Raw genomic sequence first — 22,650 nt, 5'->3', positions numbered from 1 at the left:
AAAAATCGTTATTTTGAATTTGTTGGATTTCTAAAATGATCATATGGCTCCAAAAGGAAAGTTAATTATTATAGGGGGGGCAATAAATACCGGAAGTTTTACGGAAACTCAATTCGGATTGCCTCAAAATATGAATTTTTTTGAGAGAGGTATTCTTAAAAGAATCACGACTGAGTCTGTAAAAAACACGGAATCCAGATTTGAAATTATCACTACTGCTTCCCTCATCCCTGAAAAGGTTGGTGAAGAATACATTAAAGCTTTCTCACAACTGGATGTGCACAATGTTGGTGTATTACACATTAACAGTCGTGAGCAGGCTAATAATCCAGAGAATGTTGCCCGTGTAAAAGCTGCGGAGGTAATTATTTTTACGGGTGGTGATCAGTTGCGCTTGTCATCTATTTTTGGTGGGACTGCTATACATGATATTTTGCTTTACAATTATCATAATGAGGAAGTAGTGATTGCCGGAACTTCTGCGGGTGCGGCAGCGAGCTCTAAAAATATGATTTACCAGGGGAGTAGTAAAGACGCCTTGTTGAAGGGGGAAGTTAAGATTACGGGTGGTTTGGGTTTTATAGACGGTGTAATAGTAGATACTCATTTTGTGCAGCGAGGGCGTATTGGTCGTTTGTTGTATGCTGCTGCCAGTAATCCGGGTATATTAGGAATAGGCCTTGGAGAGGATACTGGGTTATACATTTCTGAAGGTCATAAAATGGAAGCTATTGGTTCTGGAATGGTGATCCTTGTAGATGGGCGCACCATGGCAGATACTAACCTGACCGATGTAGAGATGGGACAGCCGGTATCTATAAAAAATATGATTGTACATGTAATGTGTGATGGTGATGTTTATGATTTAACGGAGCATCAGTTAACCATTCATCATCCTAAAGCTGTTTCTGTTTTATAATATGAAGTTAATTATTCATGGTGGATTTTTTAGCGAATCGTTAACGAATCAGGAAACCAAAAAGGCGAAACAAGATGCTTTGTCTGCAATTGTTACCGAGGGATATGAGTACCTGAAAACGCATACGGCATTGGAAACAGTGATATATGTGGTGAGTTTGTTGGAAGATAATGAACTTTTTAATGCAGGTTGGGGCTCACAGATTCAGAGTGACGGGAAAGTAAGGTTAAGTGCTTCGGTAATGGATGGCAAGAGCCATCGTTTTAGTGGCGTTATCAATGTTGAAAGGATTAAAAATCCGATAAAGGTTGCCGAATTGTTGCTGGATTATGAGGATAAGGTACTCAGTGGTCCGGGTGCACTATCTTTTGCCCGCAAAAATAAGTTTGGCTATTTTGATTCCATTTCGCCTCAAAGGCAAAAAGAGTTTCTGGCTAAACTGGATGTAGAATCCAGAAAAGGAACTGTAGGCTGCGTGGCCCTGGATAGCGCTGGAAGCCTTGCGGCGGCAACTTCTACCGGGGGAAAGGGGCTTGAGATGGTTGGCAGGGTAAGTGATTCTGCGACTGTTGCCGGTAATTTTGCAAATAAATTTGCCGGGGTATCCTGTACAGGTATTGGAGAAGACATTGTGGGTGCTGCTTTGGCTGCTAAAATTGTAACCAGGGTTACAGATGGCGCATCCCTCAAAGAAGCCACGGATAAATCGTTTAAGGAATTAGCGGAAACAGGTGGCTTTGCCGGTATCATTGGTATTAGCGCGCAGGGAGAAATTTACCATGCAGATTCTCATCCATACATGGTGTGGGCTGCTTTTGATGGTAGTTTACAGGTGTTTAACTAAATTGTTGTACCTTTGTTTTCATGTATAGAATTTATTTGACCATTGTTGTTCTTTTTTGTGGCAACTTCGCTTTTGCTCAAAATAATTTTCTATCTCTGGAGGAGTCTGCTGCTGGCAGCGGAGCCATTACCATTGCCGTTTCTGGATTGGATGAGGAAGATGGAAACAACTATTTTTCTGAAGCGGACAAAAATGAAAAACGTGGCGATTTGAATGATGCACTTACATTATTTGGAAAGGCTGCATTTGAATATAACAGTTCTAAAAAATTTGCGCTTTATGGTTCGGCACTGATGCGTTTAAGTCACGTTCATTTTTTAATGGAACATTACACCGAGGCAGAGCAGGTGGTATTAAATGTTGCACTTAAAAATTATTCGAAAATTGGAAGCCGTAATGGGCAGATGAATGCCTATAGCCAACTTGGTAAAATCTATTTTGCTTCTAATAAACTTACGCAATCATTATGGTTTTACACCCAGCAGGGGATACTTGCACAGCAACTGAAAGATTATACGAGTTATATTGCCTCGCTATTGGGGATTATGAACGTAAAAATTAAGCGGAAGGAGTATAAGCTGGCTACAAAAGATATCAACCGGATAGAACTACTGGCAAAAAATTCTAATATCAATCAATTTAAACGGGAGATTAGAGATGCAAGAAGTTTAATTAGTGGGAAGCAGTCTTTTAAAAAGTAGCATTTTTTGAGTAGCTTTGATAAGTTTACAGAAAAGAGACAGTAATAATACTGTCTCTTTTCTGTTTATTGAGAAATTGGTATCATATTCGTTGTTTATAAAAAAATGGATTTCAAATTGTTTAAAGAGATGTTGAAAAGAATATTATTGGTAACCTTTACAGCGGCTGTATTAGCATGTACTGCTGCACCCAAACCACAACCTGTTGTGGATGGCATTCCGAATATTATGCCTGATGTACAACAAGGGCTGGTATGTAAGGAAGTGGTAGCACTTATCGAAAATTACAATTACAAAAGGATAAAAATCAACGATTCTATATCTTCTGTAATCCTTGATAAGTATATTAAATCTCTTGATCCATCCAGGTCTTACTTTTTAAATTCAGATATTACATCTTTTGAGAAATACAGGACTACACTTGACGATGATTTTAGAAATGGTGACCTCAGTGCTGTATTTTATATTTTTAACGTTTATTTAAAACGCTACAACCAGGGTATTGATTATTCGCTGGTACAGGTAAAAGGTAAATATGATTTTAACCAAAATGATTCTTATGTGTATGACCGTGAAAAAATGCCCTGGGCAGCTTCTCAGGCCGCGCTAAACGATCTTTGGAAGAAAAGGGTTAAATATGAGCTGGTAAATCTTCAGATTGCCGGAACTTCGGCAGCTAAGAATGTTGAAACCTTGACTAAGCGATACAATAACCTGAAATCGCAACTTGCTAAGCTAAATAATCAGGATGTTTTTCAAAGCGTGATGGACGCTTTCACAGAAAGTATTGATCCGCATACCAATTATTTTGTGCCTGCAAAAGCACAGGAGTTTAACGAGGAAATGTCCCGTTCATTTGAGGGAATTGGTGCCAGGTTGCAACTGGAAAATGAGGTCATTAAGATTGCAGAAGTAATTCCGGGTGGCCCTGCTTTTAAAAGCAAGCTTTTGAGTGCTGGAGACAGGATTGTTGCTGTTGCACAGGGAAATGGTGATTTTGAAGATATTGTTGGCTGGAGACTGGAAAATTCGGTTTCTAAAATAAAAGGTCCAAAAGGTACTACGGTACGCTTAAAGATCATCCCATCTGGTCAGGAACTGTCTGCAAAACCAGTAATTATTGCACTGGTTCGTGAAAAAATCATCATGGAAGACCAGTCTGCTAAAAAAGAGGTTAAAACAATTCAGTCTAATGGTAAGCCTTACAAAATAGGGATCATTAGCGTTCCTGCATTTTATGCTGATTTTAAAGCTGCAAACGCTGGAGATCCTAATTATAAAAGTACAACGAGAGATGTCCGTTTGCTGATTGACACTTTAAAAAGTGTGGATAAGGTAGATGCCATTGTAATGGACCTTCGCTCAAACGGTGGCGGCTCTTTAATGGAGGCCATTGATTTGACAGGGTTATTTATTGATAAAGGTCCAGTAGTTCAGGTAAGGGATATGCAGGGAAAAGTTGACGTGAGCGAGGATACAAACGCAGGTGTGGCCTGGGATGGTCCTTTTGGTGTCATGGTAGATCGCTTGAGTGCTTCGGCTTCGGAAATTTTTGCTGGTGCTATTCAGGACTACGGACGTGGAATCATTTTGGGTACTCAAACGTATGGTAAAGGTACTGTTCAATCTTCTATTGACTTAAACAGATTGGTTAATCCAACGGTTCTGGAAAGACTGGCTGCATTAGTTAGAGGTAAAGTTGGTGCTGCTGGTGCTGGCAAAGAGGGTACTACGCCACAGCTTGGACAGATTAACCTGACTATGGCTAAGTTTTATCGCATTAACGGAAGCAGTACGCAGCATAAAGGAGTGATACCTGATATTACGTTCCCTTCTGTATATCCAATGGACAAGATTGGTGAAGATACAGAAGTTTCTGCCCTTCCATGGGATACTATTGCTGCATCAGATTTTGTTAAAGTAAGCAACCTTGATCCTGTTAAAGCTAACTTGCTTAAGCTTCATAATGAGCGGATGGCAAATTCTTTAGCCTATAAAATTCTACAACAGGATATTATTGAATTGAAGGAAAAAGATAGTGAGACTTCTGTTTCTTTAAATGAGGCTAAACTTAAAGCAGAACGGGATGCAGCGGAAGCGAAAAACCTGGCTAAAACTAACGAGCTTAGAAAAGTAAGGGGTTTGGCACCTGTTAAAAAAGGAGATAAAATCACCAAGGAAGAGGGTTATGATTTTGTGGAAGATGAGAGCTTAAAAGTAATGGCAGATTTGATGCAAATGAGTAAGAAATAAATTGTGTAAAGCATAAAAAAAAGCAGGACATCCATAGGCGGCCCTGCTTTTTTTATGTCCTTTTATCAGGAAGATTTTTTTGTATTCTTTTCAATTTGCATGGACATCATCTCTTTCATGGTTTTGTTCATACCCTCTGTTGATCCGTCCAGAAAAATTACGTTACCATCACTGTTTTCTGCAAAATGTTTGATGGATTCTGTCCACATGGTAAAGAGGATTACCGAAATATCAAGATTGGCTTGTTCCATTTCCTGTGCGGCCTTGGTCATACCGTGCGCAACTTCGGCACGAAACAGGGCAATACCCTGACCACGCAGTTGGGCGGCTTCTCTTTCGGCTGCTGCGGCAATTTTGATGGCATTACCATCCGCTTCTGCTCCTTTTGTTTTGGTAATTAATAAAGCCTGTCCTTCATTCTCCGCTGCTGCTTTCAAATTATTTGATGCAACTACCCTGCTCATGGAGCGCATGATTTCTTCATCGAAGGTAATGTCATTCAGTTGCAAATCTTGAAGGTGATACCCCCAGCTTTCTAAAACCAGGTCTATTTGTTCCTTTACATGTAGTACAATTTCATTTCTCTGGGCCAGTACATTGGCCTGTTTTTGAGTAGCCACATATGCCCGGATTGAACCCTCAATAGTACGGATCAGTGCCTGCATTAGATTGTTGGAGTCTACAAACTTAAATGCTACGTTTTTGATGGTTTCCTCATCATGGTTTAATACTGAGTAAAGCAGCATGGCTTTAAAGTAAACATTTGCCTGGTCTTGTGTTACTGCCTGAAAGGAAAGTTCTACTGATCTGTTTTGTATGGAAATTCTGGAGTAAATCAGCTCTACAAGTGGAATTTTAAGGTTTAAACCAGGACTTAGCTGACGGTTGTATTTTCCGAAAATGGTAGTCACGGCAATGGTTCCCTGCTTTACGGTTACAAATGAGCTGATCAGGACGATGACCGCAATAACTAGTAGAATAATAAGGAGATTGTTCATAAGAGTTGTTTTTTGAATGAAGGTATGGAAAATTGTAGGTTTATCCTTAAATAATAATTGCGTAATGCGGCATAGATATTGTTTATATCATAGTATATAAAACAACTATCATGAATGTAAAACGTACTTTTGGAACTATCCTGACTATTTTAGGGATTATTGGGCTTATTTATGCCGGTTATGGCTTCACTAAACAGCAGGTTAGTTATACGCCATTAATTGTTTACGGAATAATTGGGTTAATCTTTTTCTTTACCGGTGTAGGCCTGGTTAAAAACACAAAAGATGAGGCTTAATTTTCTTGGATTTTTATAAACCTGTTCTCGGTAAATGTAAGCCCGTGATTGGGGAAATCTGCATTGGTCAAATCAGTTATCTTTTTAAAGGCGGTAAATCCGGGATCTAAAGTGAGGTGGTTGATCTTATCCTGTTTTACGGAGATCACTTCGGCAGAAATGAAGTCGCCTTTTGTATTGATTTTCAATTGTAGCAAAGGTGCAAATCCGTTAGCGCCTTTAAGGCTAAACATCCCATAAGTGCAAAAGTTACCCATGCTGTAAGTGATAAATTTCTTTTTATAAACCTCTACGGCACGGGTAACGTGTGGGCCATGCCCTAGTACTACATCTGCACCAGCATCTATTACCGCATGTGCAAAAGCGTAAACGTTACCACGGTTTTCCTGGTAAAATATTTCCTTTTTGCGGGTTACGTGTTCATATTTCGCTCCTTCTGCACCTCCATGAAAAGAAACGATGACAATATCTGCCTGCTGTTTAAGAAAGGATACGATTTTTGTTGCGCTGTCCAGGTTATTAATGCTTACGGTATTTTCATTAGGTGCAAAAGCACAGAAACCATACCTCACGCTGTCTATCGTAAATAATATATAAGGATGGCTCACCAGCCCAGCATAGTTAATATTTAAAGAGTCTAGTATTTCTGTACTGCGTTTACGCCCCTTGAGGCCGAAATCACCTACATGGTTATTGGCAACACTTAGCACATTAAACCCGGCTGCCTTGTATATGCCAGCGTAATGCTCGGGCATGCGGAAGGCAAAACAGCTGTTGCCTAGTGTGTCTTTACATTTGGTGGATTTACCCTGATTGAGAAAACAACCTTCAAGATTTCCGAAAACGATATCACCCGTTAAATAGGAGGCTACATTTTTAAAACTGCCTGCCGCATCTTTGGGTAGGTTTGATTTGGAAGGGTATGCCGAACCGATCATGATGTCACCAACTGCGGTGATAGAAAGGGTATCGTTAGTTAGTGAGTCTTTGGCTTGTGGAAACGGAACTTCTGCTGAAGATACATTTGCAGTGCTTCCGGCACAGCGCAGCAAAATAATGAGGGTAATAAAACCCAATATGCCCAGGCTGTACAATTTCATATAAAAAGGGTTTTTAACTACCTATTCTTCTATCAGCTCTTTCTTTACGCCGTCAAGAATTCGTCCGCCTTTATAAAAATAGCGCGAATAATAAGGCTCATTAAGGTTGCTGATCACTACTCCCCTTGAAGAGGATGCATGCGCAAAGCGATTATCGCCAAGGTAAATACCGATATGCGTAATGCTGCGACTTTTGATTTTGAAAAATACCAGGTCTCCTTCTTTCAACTCATCTTTAGGTAATGGATCTACCATGCTGAAGATATCTCTGGAATTACGAAGGATGGTAGTGTTGAAAACTTTATCATATATAGCTTTGGTAAATGCCGAACAATCAACCCCTTGTTTGGTGTTTCCACCAAAACGGTAAGGTGTTCCTATCCATTCGTATATAAATTTGTAAAGCTTAAGGTTTGATGTTGCGTCTACTGCAACGCCCATTACCTGGGAGAAATATTGAGAGGCTAAGTTGTCAGGATCTTCTAATTTATTGGTTTCTTTTGATTTGTTTTGGGCTTGTAGGGCACTTAGGCTGCACAAAACGATGAATGTAGAAAACAAAAACTTTTTTATCATGTTATACTATTAAGTTTGGGTAATAGGCACTTACACTTAAACGTACGCCCCTAAGGCTTATTGTTCGTTTTCAAAACTATGTAAATTTGTAGTGTATTCCAAATGTCATTCTGCTATTTTCTAAAGTTTTCCACAATTTTTAGCGCTATTTGAGTGGCATGTTAAATCTCTTCGTAAAGATACCATGCATTTTACAGGTATTTCTTCCATATATTACAATAAAAAACTAGATTTGCTCTCATAAAATAAATCAACACCCAAAAATGAGTGCAGTAGAAATTAATAAAGATACCTATCTAAAGTGGTTTGAGTCGATGTTGCTGATGCGCAAGTTCGAAGAGAAAACAGGACAACTATACGGACAACAAAAAATCCGTGGGTTTTGTCACTTATATATTGGCCAGGAAGCTGTTGTTGCGGGAGCAATCTCTGCATTGCAACCTGAAGATTCTATGATTACTGCATATCGCGATCATGCTCATGCTTTAGCAAAGGGAGTAAGTGCAAATAGTATCATGGCAGAGATGTATGGTAAAGCTACTGGTTGCTCTAAGGGTAAAGGTGGTTCTATGCACATGTTTAGCAAAGAGTTTAACTTTTATGGCGGACATGGTATTGTTGGCGGTCAAATTCCTCTGGGTGCTGGTATTGCTTTCGCTGAAAAATATAAGGGTACCAAAAATCTTAATGTATGTTACATGGGTGATGGTGCTGTTCGTCAGGGCGCGCTCAATGAAGCATTTAACATGGCGATGTTATGGAAGTTGCCAGTGATTTTTGTTTGCGAAAACAATGGTTATGCAATGGGTACTTCTGTTGAGCGTACTACAAACATGACAGATATTTATAAAATTGGTTTAGGTTTTGACATGCCTTGTGCTGCTGTAGACGGAATGGATCCGGTTGCTGTTCACAATGCAATGGATGAAGCTGCGCAACGTGCACGTAATGGCGAAGGACCAACCTTTTTGGAAATGAGAACTTACCGTTACCGCGGTCACTCTATGTCTGATCCTGCTAAATACAGAACTAAAGAGGAGCTGGAAGAATACAAAGCTAAAGATCCTATTGAACTTGTTAGAGAAGTTATACTTCAGGAAAAATATGCTGATCAGGCATGGATTGAAGAAATTGAGGCTAAAGTTAAACAGATTGTTGATGAGTCTGTGAAATTTGCTGAAGAGTCTCCATGGCCTGAAGCTGCTGAATTGTACAAAGATGTTTACGTACAAACAGACTATCCATATATATTAGATTAATATTAACCGTATTCAATAGATATTATTAGCATGGCTGATGTAGTTAAAATGCCCAAAATGAGCGATACCATGACCGAAGGGGTGATGGCAAAATGGCACAAAAAAGTGGGCGATAAAGTTAAAAGTGGTGATGTAATGGCTGAAGTGGAAACCGATAAGGCGACCATGGATCTTGAATCTTACTGGGATGGTACTGTTTTATACATTGGTGTAGAAGAAGGTAAAGCTGTTCCTGTAGATGCTGTTATTGCTGTGATAGGTAAAGAAGGCGAAGATTATAAAGCTGCGCTGGATGCGGAAGGCGGCGCTGAAAGTGCTGCTCCTGCAGCAGAAAAAGCGGAAGCTAAAGCAGAGCCAAAAGCTGATGCTCCTGCACAAGGGGCTGGTTTATCTGAGGATGAACTTGCTAAAAAAGGTGTTACTGTAATTAGAATGCCTTTATTGAGCGACACCATGACTGAAGGTGTGATTGCTGAATGGCATAAAAAAGTTGGTGATAAAGTGAAAGATGATGATATTCTTGCTGATGTAGAAACCGATAAGGCTACTATGGAAGTAATGGGATACGCTACTGGTACTTTATTGCATATTGGTGTGGAAAAAGGTGCTGCTGCTAAAGTAAATGGTATCATTGCCATTGTTGGTCCTGAAGGAACTGACATTAGCGGTATTTTAAATCAAGGCGATGCACCAGCTAAACCAGCAGCAGATAAAAAATCTGATGCCCCGGTTGAAGAAAAGTCTGCTCCAGTTGCTGAAACCCCAGCTGAAGAAAGTGTATCTTCTGATGGCAGTCGTGTTAAAGCTTCTCCGTTGGCTAAGAAACTTGCCAAAGAAAAAGGTATTGATCTTTCAAAAGTATCGGGTAGTGCTGATGGCGGAAGAATCATTAAAAAAGATATTGAAAACTTTAAACCTGCTGCTGCCGCTGCTAAAACAGAATCTGCTTCAGCTCCTGCTGCAGATAAAGCTGCTCCGGTTATCCCTCAATATGTAGGGGAAGAGCGTTTCACAGAGAAACCGGTATCGCAGATGCGTAAAGTAATTGCTAAACGTTTAGGCGAAAGCTTATTCACTGCTCCTCATTTCTATCTGACCATCAGCATAGATATGGACAATGCAATGTCTGCACGTACGGCTATCAACACGGTTGCGCCAGTTAAAGTTTCTTTCAATGATATTGTAATTAAAGCGGTTGCTGTTGCCTTGAAACAACATCCTGCAGTTAATTCTTCCTGGGGTGGAGATAAAATCCGCTTCAATGAGCACACCAACATTGGTGTAGCCATGGCTGTAGAAGATGGTTTGTTGGTTCCTGTGGTTCGTTTTGCTGATGGTAAATCGTTGTCGCATATCTCTGCTGAGGTTAAGGAATATGGCCAGAAAGCAAAAGCAAAAAAACTTCAACCTGCAGATTGGGAAGGTTCTACCTTTACTGTATCTAACCTGGGTATGTTTGGTATTGATGAATTTACATCTATCATCAATTCTCCTGATGGGGCAATCCTTTCGGTAGGTGCCATTCAGCAAGTGCCTGTGGTTAAAAATGGTGCAGTTGTACCAGGTAACGTTATGAAGCTTACTTTAGGTTGCGATCACCGCGTGGTGGACGGCGCTACTGGAGCTGCATTCTTGCAAACACTTAAAGGTTTGTTGGAAGAGCCAATCCGGTTACTGGCTTAAGCCAATTTTAAATATTATATGGAGGTTGCCTGCTGATAAAGCAGGCAACCTTTTTTATGCCTGTTACTTTTTGTACTTTTGCGGCATGTCAAGCATCAAACCGTCTTTAGCAAAAGGAACACGTGATTTTTCTCCACAGGAAATGGTAAAACGTAATTATATTTTTGATACCATTAAAACGGTATTTAAGAAATTTGGTTACGCGGAAATCCAGACCCCTGCCATGGAGAACTTGTCTACGCTAACCGGAAAATATGGAGACGAGGGCGACAAGCTGATCTTTAAAATTCTCAACTCTGGTGATTATTTGTCTAAAGCGAATGCAGGTTATCTGGCTGAGCTAAATTCTAATGCACTAATTTCTTCTATTAGTGAGAAAGCATTAAGATATGACTTAACTGTACCCTTTGCCCGTTACGTGGTGATGCATCAAAATGACATTACACTTCCTTTTAAAAGGTTTCAGGTACAGCCGGTTTGGCGTGCCGATCGCCCACAGAAGGGACGCTATCGCGAGTTCTATCAATGTGATGTTGATGTTGTAGGGTCTGAAAGCTTATTAAATGAAGCGGAATTTGTCTTGATTTACCAGGAGGGATTGACTAATCTTGGGATGAAAGACTTTACCATAAAAATCAATAACCGTAAAATCCTTTCTGGAATTGCTGAAATTATCGGCAAGCCCGAACTGATAGTCGATATGACGGTGGCCATTGATAAGCTGGATAAGATAGGACTGGATGGTGTGACTAAAGAATTACTGGAAAGAGGATTTACGGACAGCGACATTGAGCTGTTAAAACCAGTTATTCTCTTAGAAGGTACGAACACAGAAAAATTAGCGCGTTTAAAAAATGTTTTGGCAGCTTCTGCTGTTGGCTTAAAAGGAATTGCTGAACTGGAAACAGTATTTGGCTATGTTAAAGCTTTATTGGTAAATAGCAGTTTAAAGCAACCAGATTTAGAATTGGACATCACGCTTGCACGTGGCTTAAACTATTATACCGGGTGTATTTTTGAAGTTAAAACCAATGAAGCGAAAATGGGTAGCATCTGCGGTGGTGGGCGTTATGATGACCTTACCGGAATGTTTGGTTTGAAGGGTTTAACCGGTGTGGGAATTTCATTTGGTGCCGACCGGATTTATGATGTGCTGGAAGAATTAAATCTATTTCCGGAATCGACTGCTTCTGGCACTAAGGTGCTAATTAGTAATTTTGATGCAACAGCCGAATTATATGCTTTGCCGCTCTTACAGCAGCTAAGGGAGGTTGGAGTTGCTGCCGAACTTTATCCTTCATCAGCGAAGCTTAAAAAGCAAATGAGTTATGCTGATGATAAAGCTATACCTTATGTAGTTTTAATTGGTGGAGATGAGATGGAAAGTGGACTACTCACTTTGAAAAATATGCAATCCGGCGATCAGCAGAAACTAACCGCCGGATCTATTGTAAATTTATTGAGCAAATAACTCGTTTAAGAACAACTTCATGTGTTCCCAGGATCTTTTGGCTGCAAGTTCATTGTAGGCAGCGCCTTTAGAATTGTCGTTACCTGCTTCTGGTTCTGTAAATGCATGAACAGCGTTTGCATAGTAAACCATTTGCCAATCTGCTTTTGCATCTCTCATTTCCTGCTGGAAAGACAGTACTTGAGCTGCAGGTACCGAAGGGTCATCGGCACCGTGTAAAACCAGTACTTTAGGCTGAATAGGTTGGATAGTTCGTGTTGCATCTCTGCTTAGGCCTCCATGAAATGACACCACACCTTGTACAGGGAAATTCATCCTTGCAGCTTCTAAGGCGCCGGTGCCTCCAAAACAATAGCCTATAACAGCAATTTTTGCAGGATCTGCTCCCGCTTTAATTAGTTCCTGCATTGCTAACTTAATCCTTTGCTGGTATTCATTAACGTTCTTTTTATAGTAACCGGCTTTCTGACCAGCACTTGAATTGTCGGTAGGATAGTTACCTTCTCCATAAATGTCTGCTATAAATGCGAAGTACCCGAGTTTAGATAAATCTTCTGCTACAATTTTTGAGTGTTTGTCAATTCCTTTCCACGCAGGCAGAATTAAAATGCCTGCTTTCTTTAAGTTTTTTTTGGATGGTGCAATGGAAAAGCCCTTGAGGTTTTGTGTTCCATCTTTATAAGCAACGGGTTTAAGCTGTGCAAATGTATACGAGGCCATTAAAATGAGGGCAATGGTAAGTAATTGTTTCATGTTCTGATTTTAAATAATTAACAAATTTGAGGACTGAAAGTTTAATGACTATTCATGTATAACTTAAGCTTGTTTTGAGCTGTATTGCGTATTTTGTTTTTTAAAAAGCTTGTCCAGCCCAGCAACATTCCTGGAAGTCCCAGCGCTTGCCTTGCCCATGTATAAAAATTGAAATGATCGTGGTGCCGGCTTATTTTTCCATCCTTAAATATGAAGGAAGCCTTGACGCGGTTAACGACTTTTTTCCCGGTAGTAGAAAATGTGTAACGAGCTACCCATTCTGCGCTGCCCTCCAGTTCATTTGCCGAAACTTTACTAAATTCTATGTGCATATCCTTCCCACTTTTAATGAGCATTTCCCACATGCTCCTGACCTGTGCAGTATTTAGGTTTTTGAAAACCGGATCATTAAAGACAGCTTCTTCTGCGTAAGAATCCTGCATGCCTTTGATGTTTTTGTTTTTAAAAGAAGTATAGAAATGATGGATTAGCTTTTCATTGGGGTTCATGGAAGCAATTTACTCAAAAACAATCAAACTGCTTTGTTGTTAGGGTTATAAAGTCAATGTATTATGCGATCAATCTGGAAAGGTTCAATTGGATTTGGACTGGTAAATATACCGGTTAAGCTATATTCTGCTGTTCAGAATAGCGGACTTGATCTGGATATGCTGGATTCAAAAGATCATTCCAGAATCAAATTTCAGCGCATTAATGAGCATACGCGTAAGGAGGTCCCTTTCAATAAAATTGTAAAGGGATATTTAATGGATGATAAATATGTGATCCTTGATGACCATGATTTTGAAGATGCCAGTCCGGAGAAAACTAAAATGATTGAGTTGGAGAACTTTGTAGATATAGGAGAAATTAATCCTATTTACTACGAGACTTCTTATTATGCAGAGCCGGAAAAGCAAGGTAGAAAAGCGTATGGATTACTATTAAAGGCATTGATACAGTCTAAAAAGGCGGGGATTGCCAGATTTGTATTGCGCAGCACAGAGAACTTATGCGTTATTCATCCTTTGGATGACGTGCTGGTTGTTACTAAAATAAGATTTCCTGAAGAAATCCGTTCCTTTCAGGAAATAGAAACCCCTGATACGGCTAAAGTAACGAAAAAGGAGCTGGATGTTGGCTTGGCGTTAATTAAACAATATACCTCCGATTTTGACATCGAAGGCTTCAAAGATGAATATACGAAGGAGTTGCTGCGCATTATTAAGGCGAAGGCAAAGGGTAAAAGGGCGACTGTTAAAAAATTGAAGCCCAGAGAAGAAAGTGATGATGATTTGTATAGCCAGTTGATGAAAAGCCTTGGTAAAAAAGGGGCTTGAGGTTCTTAATAGGTTTTTCCTTCTAAAATACCTTCTATTTTATCAAGTAAGTCATCAATGTCAAATGGTTTAGCTAAAAATCCATTTGGTTTAAATTCTCCATGCTGAACATTTTCGGCAGTATAACGTGCAGAAATCATTAATACCGGGATATGTGCTGTTTTTGGGTCTGACCTCAACTCCTGAAGTAAGATACGGCCATCGCCGTCAGGCAGCATAATGTCTAGAATGATTAAATGGGGCTTGAACTGTTCTACGTGCAGCATCATTTCTGCACTTTTGTTTAAACCTGTTACCTTATAAGCTTCACTTTGCAGAATAAGTGTAATCACATCCAGTATGGCGTGATTGTCTTCGATAACAAGAATGTTTTTATAGAACCCAGAACCTCTAGCCAAAACTTTATCAATTAATTGCCTGCAAATATATTAAGTTTGAATCTTTATGTTTACTTTTTTTTGAAATTAAATAAACAAAGATGTTTTACAGGGACTGAAATTTATGTATTAACTAGATCTGCAAGTAATTTGTAAAAAAAGAGTCTATGGTCAAACCTTTTCTAAAATTAGATGTCTTATAGTCAGTAAGTTTTAGGTTAAATAGAGAGGTGCAGTTGTGGCGACTGTACCTCTTTTTATGCATTTAGTCTAAGCTTCTGTTATACTTTGGGCTGGTAAGTGTCCGTTTGTACCACGGCCTTTAGTTCATGAAGGATGGAATAGAGGCCGAAGTTAGTGCGGTTAACATAAATAAAGTGCTTTACACCACGTGCTTGCTTAAATTCTGGCATCTTTGCAATCGTCTCTCCATAGGCATACAATTGCTCAAAAAACGCTGGTTTACTAAAGTCAAAAGTTTTACTCGTGTAAGGCCTCGCAAATAATTCAATCATTTCACGGTATGCTTTATAGTAAAATTCGATCTGACTGGCATTGTCTTTTTCCTGAATCATGTCCAATTGTCTGAAGGCAGCGATTGTCTTTTGCTTATCCTTAATCACATCACTAGAGATTAAAGAGAAAAATGGGACGTAAAAATCATCAGGTAGTTCTTTGATACAGCCAAAATCTATGATACCTAATTTTTCATCAGGGGTGATTAGAAAGTTACCCGGATGTGGATCTGCATGTACGGCCCTGAGTTCATGTTGTTGGAAATTATAAAAATCCCACATGGCCTGACCAATTTTATTGCAAAGCTGCTGCGAAGGCTGAGTCTTTAAAAACTCTTTAAGGTGCAAGCCCTCAATCCAATCCATGGTAATGATTCTTTTTCCCGAATATTCCGGATAATACACCGGGAAAACAATGTTGTGTAAATCCTTGCAGGCGTTAGAAAATTGTATAGACCGGCGTACTTCAAGTTCGTAATCCGTTTCTTCCAATAAGCGCTCTTCCACCTCTTTGATGTAGATGTTCAATTCCTTTTCACTCATGCCAAGTAGGCGGAAAGCAAAAGGCTTCACTAACTTTAGATCTGAAGAAATACTATCGCCTACACCAGGATACTGGATTTTTACTGCCAGTTTTTTTCCATTGAGTTGGGCCTCATGCACCTGTCCAATTGATGCGGCATTTGTGGATTGCAGTTTAAAGGTATCAAAGATTTGAGTTGGCGACTTACCAAAGTTTTTGGTAAAGGTTTGTACAATGAGTGGGCCTGATAATGGAGGGGCATTGTATTGCGACTGGGTGAATTTGTCTACATAAGATTTTGGGAGCATGTTTTTATCCATGCTCAACATTTGCGCAATTTTTAAGGCACTTCCTTTTAGCTCACTTAAAGAATTATAAATGTCATTTGCATTATCTTCATTCAACTCATCCCTGCTAAGGTCTGGATTAAACAGCTTTTTTGAATAGTGTTTGATGTAGTTTCCGCCGATTTGAAAACCTGTTTTTACAAATTTAGCTGAGCGTTCTGTTTTGGTAGTCGGAATATTTTTTTGTTCTTTCATGAGGTTAGAACTTCATCTTTTCTTTTAGCGGGCCATTTCTGGAAAGGAATTTCCCGTACTCAAAAAGATTATCGATAGGGGATCTTTGGAAAAGATCAAATGTTACATTTATTCCCTTCTCAATGGCTTCATCAGTTTTTTCAAAACCATCGCTGTCATCAGTGAGCCAGAAGTTTACGATAAATGCAAATTGAAGCCACAAGGCATCTTTGTATCTTTTGCTGAAAAACTTACGGTCGGCAAGTTCCCCGCTTTCCAGCCCTTCATTGATGGTTTCTTCAGCAAAATGCTCAAAAATTGGTTTTACACCAGAAAGCGCAGCAGGGGTAGAGAAACTTCCTTTTGCGTGTTTTAAGGTATAGGTGATGAAACTCCGCTGTCTTTTTAGTACTTCTATATAGCTGTAAAAAAAGGCTAGTATACGGTCTCTCGAAGAATACGCTGCCCAGACTTCCTCTTGTTGTAGCGTGTTAATCGTTTCTACGGTAAGTTCTACCCAAATATTTTTCTCTATACTTTCAAATGAAGTAAAAAATGTATAGAATTCGGCTTCGCTGATTTTTAACTTTTTTACAAAAGCATATACAGATTTAGGCTTTTCATCATGTGTAAGTACATAGTCAATGTAGCCGTTTTTAATTTGCTGAGCTGTGGCCATAATAAAAGTTTTGGTTAAAATTATAACGTTAAATTTACGAATATAGTTTCCAGAAAGCGGGCAATTGTCTTACGTTTTGAATCATGGTAGTGTAATTTAAGTGTTTTTTAATGCGTACACAGTAGAAATGTGTAATTTTGCAGGGCGTTGAAAAATAGAGTTCCACATATTCATCAAATTCTGGCGGTATTTCTGCTTTGGGTATTTGCCCTTGCATTAACACCCTGGAGTTCTTTTCATCATCATCATGAAGAAGTTATTTGTACGAAAGATGGAAAGGTCTGTGCGCACAAAACACATGTGGGCAATGAATCTCATAATTGTTTAATTTGTTCTGCACATTTTGAAAAGGACTATTATACCAACGATGTTATTTATCATGCCCTTTTAAAAAGTACTGCAGTACTGGAAAACTTTAGGCTGGTTAGCGCAACCTATGTTGAATTAATCGCCACTTCGCTTCGCGGTCCACCCGCTACCTGTTAGTTTTTATTTTTATTCAATTCTAACAATTCTTAACCGGGCATGCTGTGCCCTGAACTCATTATATATGAAATATCTACATCTATTTGTAGCTGTAATACTATCTGCATTTTTATTTACCAGCACTTTTGCTGCTGATGTTGCCGAAATTACCGGCAAAATTACTGATGCGACTACCGGCGCTGCCCTGCCTGGCGCAACGGTTTCCATTCCCGACCTTCGTAAATCTGCAGTGGCAAATGCGAATGGAGAATTTATTTTAAAAAATCTTCCTCTTCGTGGTCGTTTCCTTGTGCAGGTAAGTTATGTTGGCTATACCTCCATTACCCGTGTTATTGATTTCTCAAATCAGGAAAGCCTCAATTTCGCATTACAAGCTAGTGTTATTGAGGGTAGGGAAGTGGTAATTACCGGTTCCCCTGCAAGTTCTGATAACCGTAAAAATAGCACTTCCGTAACTACCGTCAGCAAAGCTGATCTTTTATACCGGCCCTCAACTAATCTTATAGATGCGCTGTCAAGGGTCCCTGGTGTTTCTCAAATTACTACGGGCCCTGCAATATCAAAGCCGGTGATCCGCGGTTTAAGTTATAACCGGGTAGTAACTTTAAGCAATGGCGTTAAGCAACAAGGCCAGCAATGGGGAGACGAGCACGGGATCGAAATAGATCAGTATAGTGCAGATCGGGTTGAGGTATTAAAAGGGCCTGCAAGTTTAATGTACGGATCTGACGCCCTTGGTGGGGTAATTAATATTATAGATGGATTGCCAGCCCCGGATGGAATAATAAGGGGTGAGTTTTTAACAAATTATGCCACCAACAACGGTTTAACAGGTAGTTCGTTGATGCTTCAGGGAAATGATAATGGATTGATTTATAAAGTGAGAGGCTCTTATAAAAATGCGTATTCTTATAAAACCCCTACGGAGTATGTTCCAAATTCAGGATTTAACGAAACGAACATTGGGGGGCAAATTGGCTTAAACAAAAAATGGGGTTATGCCCATTTAGATGCCTCTGTTTTCAAAACCAATATCGGATTTTTTGACGCTGCGGGAAGAAATGCGGCTGGGGAGCTCATTGATGAAGATGGAAATATTTTTTCAAGCCATCAGAAAACCAGGACCCTGGATTATGCTAAGCAAGACATTCGCCATTATAAAATTGCCTTAAACACCAATATTCTTTTGGGTGATGGCAGTTTAAAGGGAACTTTAGGCTATCAGCATAACTTACGGAAAGAGCTTGAAGCCGCAGGTTCTGATGGTTTAGCGCTCTTTTTAAATAGTTATACCTACAGTTACGATCTGAGGTATTCTTTTAAACAGGTTAATGGTTGGGCACCGGTTTTGGGTTTCTCCGGAGAAATTGTACACAGTTTAAATACTACTGGTGCAGAGCAGTTGATTCCGGATTATGACTCGCAGGCATTTGGCGGATTTGCCTTTGTTAAAAAAACCTGGAACAATGATACTTTTAATGCTGGTGCACGTTTCGATTACAGGAAAATGACAGGCAAGGCCTTTAATGGGGACACAGAATTTGATGCCTTCAGCAACAAGTTTTCCCATGTAACTGCTGCATTGGGGTATACCCATGAATTTAATGATGCCTTTAGCTTTAAAGCGAATGCCGGAAGTGCATTCAGGGCACCAAACATCGCGGAACTGTCTTCAAATGGCGTGCATGAAGGAGTTTTCCGTTATGAGGTTGGTAATCCAAACTTAAAGCCTGAACAGAGCTACCAGTTTGACGCTTCTTTTGACTATAGCAACCAGTACTTAAGCGCAAGCATTGGTGGGTTTGCCAATACCATCAACAATTACATTTATTACAATACGGATGGGACAACAAAAGAGGTAGAAGATGAGGATGGGGGGCTCACTGATTTTCCTGTATATAACTTTGTGCAAGACAACGCGTTTTTACGTGGTATTGAAGCGGCGCTAACTTTGCATCCTGTGAGCTTTCTTCATTTTGAAAATGGGTTTTCATATACCAGGGCCACAAACAGGACTACCAAACAGTCATTACCTTTTATCCCTGCTGCTACATTGCGTAATGAATTACGCTTTGAACCAAAAATTGCGGGAACCGCTAATTCTTATGTGTCGGTTGGCATCGATAACTTTTTTAAACAGACAAAAACAGACAGTTTTGAAATTGCCACCGCTGGTTATACTTTGCTAAACGCAAGTGTAGGTACCACGTTAAGGATCGGAAAAAGTCAGGACATTACTATTTATGCTGCCGGAAAAAACCTGTTAAATAAATCCTATTATGATCATTTAAGTCGTTTTAAACCAGGGCGGCTAAGTGATGAAGATACCTCATTTGGCATTTATAACCAGGGCCGGAACGTTACGTTTGGCGTAAATATACCCTTTACACTAAAAAAGTAATTCGGTAAAATTAGAGCTACAAAAGCCCATTCCTTAGTCCGGAATGGGCTTTTTGCTTAAATATTGGCTAGCTTTACAACTTTCAATGGCTACTGTTGTTTTGTTTACTTAATCAGTTGATGATATGTTCAAAAAAAGTATTGCGCTTGTAATTCCAATTTTCTTATTGTTGTGTTCGGTTGCTTTTGCACAAAAATCCGATACATTATCTATTACGCTTGAAAACGTCAAATATGCATATCCGGTAAAATATTTCCCTATTCAAACGGAAGGGCAGGATGTTCGCATGGCCTATATGGATGTAGCCCCCTCAAAAAAGGCAAACGGGCGTACAGTAGTATTGTTTCATGGAAAAAACTTTGGAGGGTATTATTGGACAGAAGTAATTAAGGCGCTTACAAGTCGTGGCTTTAGGGTAATTGTTCCAGATCAAATCGGGTTTGGTAAATCCTCAAAACCATTTATACATTACAGTTTCCATCAAATGGCCAGCTGGAATAAAGCTTTGCTGGATACCCTTGGTATTCAAAAGGCCAGTATTCTTGGTCATTCAATGGGCGGAATGCTGGCAACCCGGTTTGCCTTAATGTTCCCTTTAAACACAGAGAAATTACTGCTTGAAGATCCTATAGGTTTAGAAGATTACAGGCAGTTTGTACCTTATGTAAATACAGAAACCCAGTATAAAACAGAGTTAAAATCTACTGCCGAAAGCATCAAAAAATACTATCAGGGCTCTTATTTTGTTTCCTGGAAGCCCCAATATGATGAATTGGTTCGTATTGGAGGTGGCGTTACCTTTAGTGCAGATTATCCTCGCTGGGCAAAGGTTGCCGCCATGACTTTCACTATGATTTATGAGCAGCCGGTAGTTTATGAATTTGCCAGTTTGCGCGTACCCACTGTTCTTTTTATTGGCAAACAAGACCGTACCATTGTAGGTAAGGGCTTGCTGAGTCCGGAACAGCAGGCTTTACATGGCCAGTATCAATTATTAGGCAAGCAAACTGCTGCAAAAATACCAGGTTCCAAACTTATTGAATTTGATGGATGTGGACATATCCCTCATATGGAGATTCAAACGGAATTTCTGGTAGCGTTACTCGGTAGTTTATAGCAATTTAGCAGGCCTAAACTTTAGCCGGATTTTGCGAAAAAATAGTGGAAAGCACCTGATAAAGTTCAGGGTGTTTATTTTTTAGAAGGTCGGGTTTTTCAAAAAAATATTCTGAAACTACCGCCAGAAATTCTGCTTCGTTGGTGATTGCGTAAGGGTTAATGTCTGATTTGCCTTTCTCTATTCTTGTCATCTCCTGGTGGATCATTTTTATCCAGGGAATTACATATTGATGAGGCATTAAATTTTCAGGAATGCCATCGGTAGCGCCGTCAGATTTATCCAGCAGGTGTACAAACTCATGTATGGCCGTGTTTTCCTTGCCGGCTGATTCCGAAAATCCTTGCCGCAGTGCGGAACGGGATAGGACCATTTGACCGTTCATATATCCCGTACCTACCATGCCCATGATGTTTCGGTCGCCACCTTCAAACTGGAAATCCTTATTAAAGGTATCCGGATACAAAAGCACATTGCTTAGATTTTGATATTTCCATTGGCCAAATCCAAATATAGGAATGATGGCACTGCTTGCAACCAGTAAAAAATCTAAAGGTTCTAAAGTCATTCCTACACCTTCAATATGCACATCGCTCAAAAAGCTTTTTAACAAACCCTCAAAATTTTGGCGGTCCTTACTATTCAAGCGCTGATAATAAGCAACATGTTGAAGCAGCAGGTCCTTCTCGGTGTTGGTCAGTGCCGATTCTTCATTTTTTGCACTACGTTTTTTAAAAATAAAGTAAAGTGCTATAAAGAATGCTACAGCTATGATTAAATAGGGACTGATCATTAAGAAGATAGAATTTCAAGTTGGCTAATGATTTCTTGTTCCTTTACTGGATACGGTTGTTCGTTAACAATTGCCTGATAAAGTGATTCAAACAGTTGAAGATAGTTTGCCGGTTCTGATGAAAGTTTTTGCTGTATTTTATTTCCGTCGCTGTCAACCAGCGTCAACAAACCCTCATTTTCCGGAGCTTCAATTCCGTATTCCTCATCTTTTGGTGTTACTCCTTTTACCAGTTGATCTTCCTGTACATCTGCACGATTTTTAACAAAGCTGCCATTTGTTCCATGAAGAACAAAAGCAGGCTGTACGTCTGCTACCAGCATGTTGGCATGTACAAATACATTTACATCATTAGGGTATTTTAGGTGGATGCTAAAATAGTCGTCAACTTTTGTGTTTTCCCTGTTTTTACCAAGTACTTTATAAAAACTTAAGGGTTTGCCAAACACGCTAATCACCTGATCCAATAAATGTGGGCCAAGGTCGTATTGCAAACCAGTTGCGGCAACCAGCTCTTCTTTAAAGCTTTTTACACCTATGGCATTGCGGTAACGGTCAAAGCGGAAATGAACTTCGTTGAGTTTTCCTAAAATTTCTTCTTTAATGAGCTTTTTTACGGTCAAAAAGTCACTATCCCACCTTCTGTTCTGGTACACAAATACCTTTTTACCCATGTCCAGAGCAAGTTCAAATAACTCTTGGGCTTCGCTGCTGGTTGCCGCAAATGGTTTTTCGACCAAAATGTGTTTTCCCGCAAGCAATGCTTTTTTAGCATAGTCGAAATGTGTAAAGTTAGGTGTGTTCACGATAACCAGTTCGATATTCTTGTCGCCAAGCAGCTCTTCTATCGTATTGTAACTTTTAATTTCTGGATAATCAGTGTGCGCTTTTTTATCGTGACGTTCAGTTACAGCAAGAAGTTCAAAGCCCGGGTGCGCGGCTATAAATGGAGCATGAAATACTTTGCCGGACATTCCATAGGCAAGTAAACCTGTTTTTATCGTTCTATCCATTAGGCTAAATTAGCAAAATCTATTTTTAATGC

General features: G+C 39.7%; 22 protein-coding genes. 12 read left to right on the top strand and 10 right to left on the bottom strand.

Translation table 11 applies throughout. The features are described 5' to 3' along the window. Positions 1 to 43 precede the first annotated feature (43 nt). The 4 genes from LPB86_RS02510 (at position 44) to LPB86_RS02495 (ending at position 4,717) form a co-directional block, all read left to right on the top strand. Positions 44 to 919, top strand: coding sequence for a cyanophycinase (locus LPB86_RS02510; protein ID WP_230640969.1), 876 nt, complete (start codon positions 44 to 46; stop codon positions 917 to 919). Between the two features lies 1 nt (position 920). Next, positions 921 to 1,763: an isoaspartyl peptidase/L-asparaginase gene (locus LPB86_RS02505; RefSeq protein WP_230640968.1), complete on the top strand. Its 843-nt coding sequence runs from the start codon at positions 921 to 923 to the stop codon at positions 1,761 to 1,763. Between the two features lie 20 nt (positions 1,764 to 1,783). Next, a complete protein-coding gene (locus LPB86_RS02500) occupies positions 1,784 to 2,464 on the top strand; it encodes a hypothetical protein (RefSeq protein ID WP_230640967.1) in 681 nt (226 codons plus the stop codon). Between the two features lie 129 nt (positions 2,465 to 2,593). Continuing rightward, a complete protein-coding gene (locus tag LPB86_RS02495; RefSeq protein ID WP_230640966.1) occupies positions 2,594 to 4,717 on the top strand; it encodes a carboxy terminal-processing peptidase in 2,124 nt (707 codons plus the stop codon). A gap of 65 nt (positions 4,718 to 4,782) precedes the next feature. Here LPB86_RS02495 and LPB86_RS02490 read toward each other — a convergent pair whose 3' ends face one another. After that, positions 4,783 to 5,715: an SPFH domain-containing protein gene (locus LPB86_RS02490; protein ID WP_230640965.1), complete on the bottom strand. Its 933-nt coding sequence runs from the start codon at positions 5,713 to 5,715 to the stop codon at positions 4,783 to 4,785. Positions 5,716 to 5,825: 110 nt separating this feature from the next. Here LPB86_RS02490 and LPB86_RS02485 point away from each other — a divergent pair, with 110 nt between their 5' ends. Next, positions 5,826 to 6,011, top strand: coding sequence for a hypothetical protein (locus LPB86_RS02485; RefSeq protein ID WP_230640964.1), 186 nt, complete (start codon positions 5,826 to 5,828; stop codon positions 6,009 to 6,011). Here LPB86_RS02485 and LPB86_RS02480 read toward each other — a convergent pair. Both LPB86_RS02480 and LPB86_RS02475 read right to left on the bottom strand, forming a co-directional pair. Next, complete coding sequence (locus tag LPB86_RS02480; protein ID WP_230640963.1) at positions 6,008 to 7,111, bottom strand: CapA family protein; 1,104 nt, start codon at positions 7,109 to 7,111, stop codon at positions 6,008 to 6,010. The genes LPB86_RS02485 and LPB86_RS02480 overlap by 4 nt on opposite strands. Positions 7,112 to 7,132: 21 nt before the next feature. Then, positions 7,133 to 7,687, bottom strand: a complete 555-nt coding sequence (locus LPB86_RS02475; protein ID WP_230640962.1) for a C40 family peptidase — start codon at positions 7,685 to 7,687, stop codon at positions 7,133 to 7,135. 263 nt (positions 7,688 to 7,950) lie between these two features. On the opposite strand from LPB86_RS02475, the gene pdhA reads away from it, so the two are divergent. From pdhA to hisS, 3 genes are all read left to right on the top strand, one after another. Further along, positions 7,951 to 8,946, top strand: coding sequence for a pyruvate dehydrogenase (acetyl-transferring) E1 component subunit alpha (gene pdhA, locus LPB86_RS02470; protein ID WP_230640961.1), 996 nt, complete (start codon positions 7,951 to 7,953; stop codon positions 8,944 to 8,946). Between the two features lie 30 nt (positions 8,947 to 8,976). Continuing rightward, positions 8,977 to 10,629 carry a pyruvate dehydrogenase complex dihydrolipoamide acetyltransferase gene (locus LPB86_RS02465; RefSeq protein WP_230640960.1) on the top strand — a complete coding sequence of 551 codons (1,653 nt, stop codon included), beginning with the start codon at positions 8,977 to 8,979 and terminating at the stop codon, positions 10,627 to 10,629. Between the two features lie 85 nt (positions 10,630 to 10,714). Continuing rightward, complete coding sequence (gene hisS, locus LPB86_RS02460) at positions 10,715 to 12,100, top strand: histidine--tRNA ligase (protein ID WP_230640959.1); 1,386 nt, start codon at positions 10,715 to 10,717, stop codon at positions 12,098 to 12,100. Here hisS and LPB86_RS02455 read toward each other — a convergent pair. Next, entirely contained in the window at positions 12,086 to 12,853 is a 768-nt protein-coding gene (locus LPB86_RS02455; RefSeq protein ID WP_230640958.1) for a dienelactone hydrolase family protein, read from the bottom strand. The two genes, hisS and LPB86_RS02455, sit on opposite strands and share 15 nt — an antisense overlap. 41 nt (positions 12,854 to 12,894) lie before the next feature. Then, positions 12,895 to 13,362, bottom strand: a complete 468-nt coding sequence (locus tag LPB86_RS02450) for a nuclear transport factor 2 family protein (RefSeq protein ID WP_230640957.1) — start codon at positions 13,360 to 13,362, stop codon at positions 12,895 to 12,897. 63 nt (positions 13,363 to 13,425) lie between these two features. Here LPB86_RS02450 and LPB86_RS02445 point away from each other — a divergent pair, with 63 nt between their 5' ends. Continuing rightward, complete coding sequence (locus LPB86_RS02445; RefSeq protein WP_230640956.1) at positions 13,426 to 14,193, top strand: Ku protein; 768 nt, start codon at positions 13,426 to 13,428, stop codon at positions 14,191 to 14,193. A 5-nt stretch (positions 14,194 to 14,198) separates the two neighbouring features. Here the strand turns inward: LPB86_RS02445 and LPB86_RS02440 are convergent, their stop codons facing one another. The 3 genes from LPB86_RS02440 to LPB86_RS02430 form a co-directional block, all read right to left on the bottom strand. Beyond that, complete coding sequence (locus LPB86_RS02440; protein WP_230640955.1) at positions 14,199 to 14,591, bottom strand: response regulator transcription factor; 393 nt, start codon at positions 14,589 to 14,591, stop codon at positions 14,199 to 14,201. Positions 14,592 to 14,851: 260 nt separating this feature from the next. Further along, the gene (locus tag LPB86_RS02435; protein ID WP_230640954.1) at positions 14,852 to 16,150 is read right to left on the bottom strand and encodes an AarF/ABC1/UbiB kinase family protein; all 1,299 of its coding nucleotides are present in this window, start codon (positions 16,148 to 16,150) and stop codon (positions 14,852 to 14,854) included. A gap of 4 nt (positions 16,151 to 16,154) precedes the next feature. Beyond that, positions 16,155 to 16,808 carry a TetR family transcriptional regulator C-terminal domain-containing protein gene (locus LPB86_RS02430; protein ID WP_230640953.1) on the bottom strand — a complete coding sequence of 218 codons (654 nt, stop codon included), beginning with the start codon at positions 16,806 to 16,808 and terminating at the stop codon, positions 16,155 to 16,157. 147 nt (positions 16,809 to 16,955) lie between these two features. Between LPB86_RS02430 and LPB86_RS02425 the strand changes: the two genes are divergently transcribed. The 3 genes from LPB86_RS02425 (at position 16,956) to LPB86_RS02415 (ending at position 20,812) form a co-directional block, all read left to right on the top strand. Then, positions 16,956 to 17,294: a hypothetical protein gene (locus LPB86_RS02425; RefSeq protein ID WP_230640952.1), complete on the top strand. Its 339-nt coding sequence runs from the start codon at positions 16,956 to 16,958 to the stop codon at positions 17,292 to 17,294. Positions 17,295 to 17,358: 64 nt separating this feature from the next. Continuing rightward, positions 17,359 to 19,695, top strand: a complete 2,337-nt coding sequence (locus tag LPB86_RS02420; RefSeq protein WP_230640951.1) for a TonB-dependent receptor — start codon at positions 17,359 to 17,361, stop codon at positions 19,693 to 19,695. Positions 19,696 to 19,819: 124 nt separating this feature from the next. Beyond that, complete coding sequence (locus tag LPB86_RS02415) at positions 19,820 to 20,812, top strand: alpha/beta fold hydrolase (RefSeq protein WP_230640950.1); 993 nt, start codon at positions 19,820 to 19,822, stop codon at positions 20,810 to 20,812. Between the two features lie 13 nt (positions 20,813 to 20,825). On the opposite strand, the gene LPB86_RS02410 is transcribed toward LPB86_RS02415, so the two are convergent. Together LPB86_RS02410 and LPB86_RS02405 are read right to left on the bottom strand one after the other, a co-directional pair. Then, a complete protein-coding gene (locus LPB86_RS02410) occupies positions 20,826 to 21,605 on the bottom strand; it encodes a zinc-dependent peptidase (RefSeq protein WP_230640949.1) in 780 nt (259 codons plus the stop codon). After that, positions 21,605 to 22,618 (bottom strand): Gfo/Idh/MocA family oxidoreductase, encoded by a 1,014-nt coding sequence (locus LPB86_RS02405; protein ID WP_230640948.1) that lies wholly within the window; start codon positions 22,616 to 22,618, stop codon positions 21,605 to 21,607. Before LPB86_RS02405 ends, LPB86_RS02410 begins: the two co-directional genes overlap by 1 nt. Positions 22,619 to 22,650 lie beyond the last annotated feature (32 nt).

It is taken from the genome of Pedobacter sp. MC2016-14, from assembly GCF_020991475.1.
GTDB lineage: Bacteria > Bacteroidota > Bacteroidia > Sphingobacteriales > Sphingobacteriaceae > Pedobacter.
The sequence above is the reverse complement of the archived record's forward strand: the minus strand, read 5'-3'. Positions and strand labels throughout refer to the sequence as shown.

Excerpts from the sequence above, each read along its gene's own strand:
- hisS (WP_230640959.1), top strand. The coding sequence starts at position 10,715 with ATGTCAAGCATCAAACCGTCTTTAGCAAAAGGAACACGTGATTTTTCT.
- LPB86_RS02465 (WP_230640960.1), top strand. The coding sequence starts at position 8,977 with ATGGCTGATGTAGTTAAAATGCCCAAAATGAGCGATACCATGACCGAA.
- LPB86_RS02430 (WP_230640953.1), bottom strand. The coding sequence starts at position 16,808 with ATGGCCACAGCTCAGCAAATTAAAAACGGCTACATTGACTATGTACTT.
- LPB86_RS02510 (WP_230640969.1), top strand. The coding sequence starts at position 44 with ATGGCTCCAAAAGGAAAGTTAATTATTATAGGGGGGGCAATAAATACC.
- LPB86_RS02505 (WP_230640968.1), top strand. The coding sequence starts at position 921 with ATGAAGTTAATTATTCATGGTGGATTTTTTAGCGAATCGTTAACGAAT.
- LPB86_RS02415 (WP_230640950.1), top strand. The coding sequence starts at position 19,820 with ATGTTCAAAAAAAGTATTGCGCTTGTAATTCCAATTTTCTTATTGTTG.
- LPB86_RS02420 (WP_230640951.1), top strand. The coding sequence starts at position 17,359 with ATGAAATATCTACATCTATTTGTAGCTGTAATACTATCTGCATTTTTA.
- LPB86_RS02500 (WP_230640967.1), top strand. The coding sequence starts at position 1,784 with ATGTATAGAATTTATTTGACCATTGTTGTTCTTTTTTGTGGCAACTTC.
- LPB86_RS02495 (WP_230640966.1), top strand. The coding sequence starts at position 2,594 with ATGTTGAAAAGAATATTATTGGTAACCTTTACAGCGGCTGTATTAGCA.
- LPB86_RS02450 (WP_230640957.1), bottom strand. The coding sequence starts at position 13,362 with ATGAACCCCAATGAAAAGCTAATCCATCATTTCTATACTTCTTTTAAA.
- LPB86_RS02480 (WP_230640963.1), bottom strand. The coding sequence starts at position 7,111 with ATGAAATTGTACAGCCTGGGCATATTGGGTTTTATTACCCTCATTATT.
- LPB86_RS02455 (WP_230640958.1), bottom strand. The coding sequence starts at position 12,853 with ATGAAACAATTACTTACCATTGCCCTCATTTTAATGGCCTCGTATACA.
- LPB86_RS02435 (WP_230640954.1), bottom strand. The coding sequence starts at position 16,150 with ATGAAAGAACAAAAAAATATTCCGACTACCAAAACAGAACGCTCAGCT.
- LPB86_RS02405 (WP_230640948.1), bottom strand. The coding sequence starts at position 22,618 with ATGGATAGAACGATAAAAACAGGTTTACTTGCCTATGGAATGTCCGGC.
- LPB86_RS02485 (WP_230640964.1), top strand. The coding sequence starts at position 5,826 with ATGAATGTAAAACGTACTTTTGGAACTATCCTGACTATTTTAGGGATT.
- LPB86_RS02490 (WP_230640965.1), bottom strand. The coding sequence starts at position 5,715 with ATGAACAATCTCCTTATTATTCTACTAGTTATTGCGGTCATCGTCCTG.
- LPB86_RS02475 (WP_230640962.1), bottom strand. The coding sequence starts at position 7,687 with ATGATAAAAAAGTTTTTGTTTTCTACATTCATCGTTTTGTGCAGCCTA.
- pdhA (WP_230640961.1), top strand. The coding sequence starts at position 7,951 with ATGAGTGCAGTAGAAATTAATAAAGATACCTATCTAAAGTGGTTTGAG.
- LPB86_RS02445 (WP_230640956.1), top strand. The coding sequence starts at position 13,426 with ATGCGATCAATCTGGAAAGGTTCAATTGGATTTGGACTGGTAAATATA.
- LPB86_RS02410 (WP_230640949.1), bottom strand. The coding sequence starts at position 21,605 with ATGATCAGTCCCTATTTAATCATAGCTGTAGCATTCTTTATAGCACTT.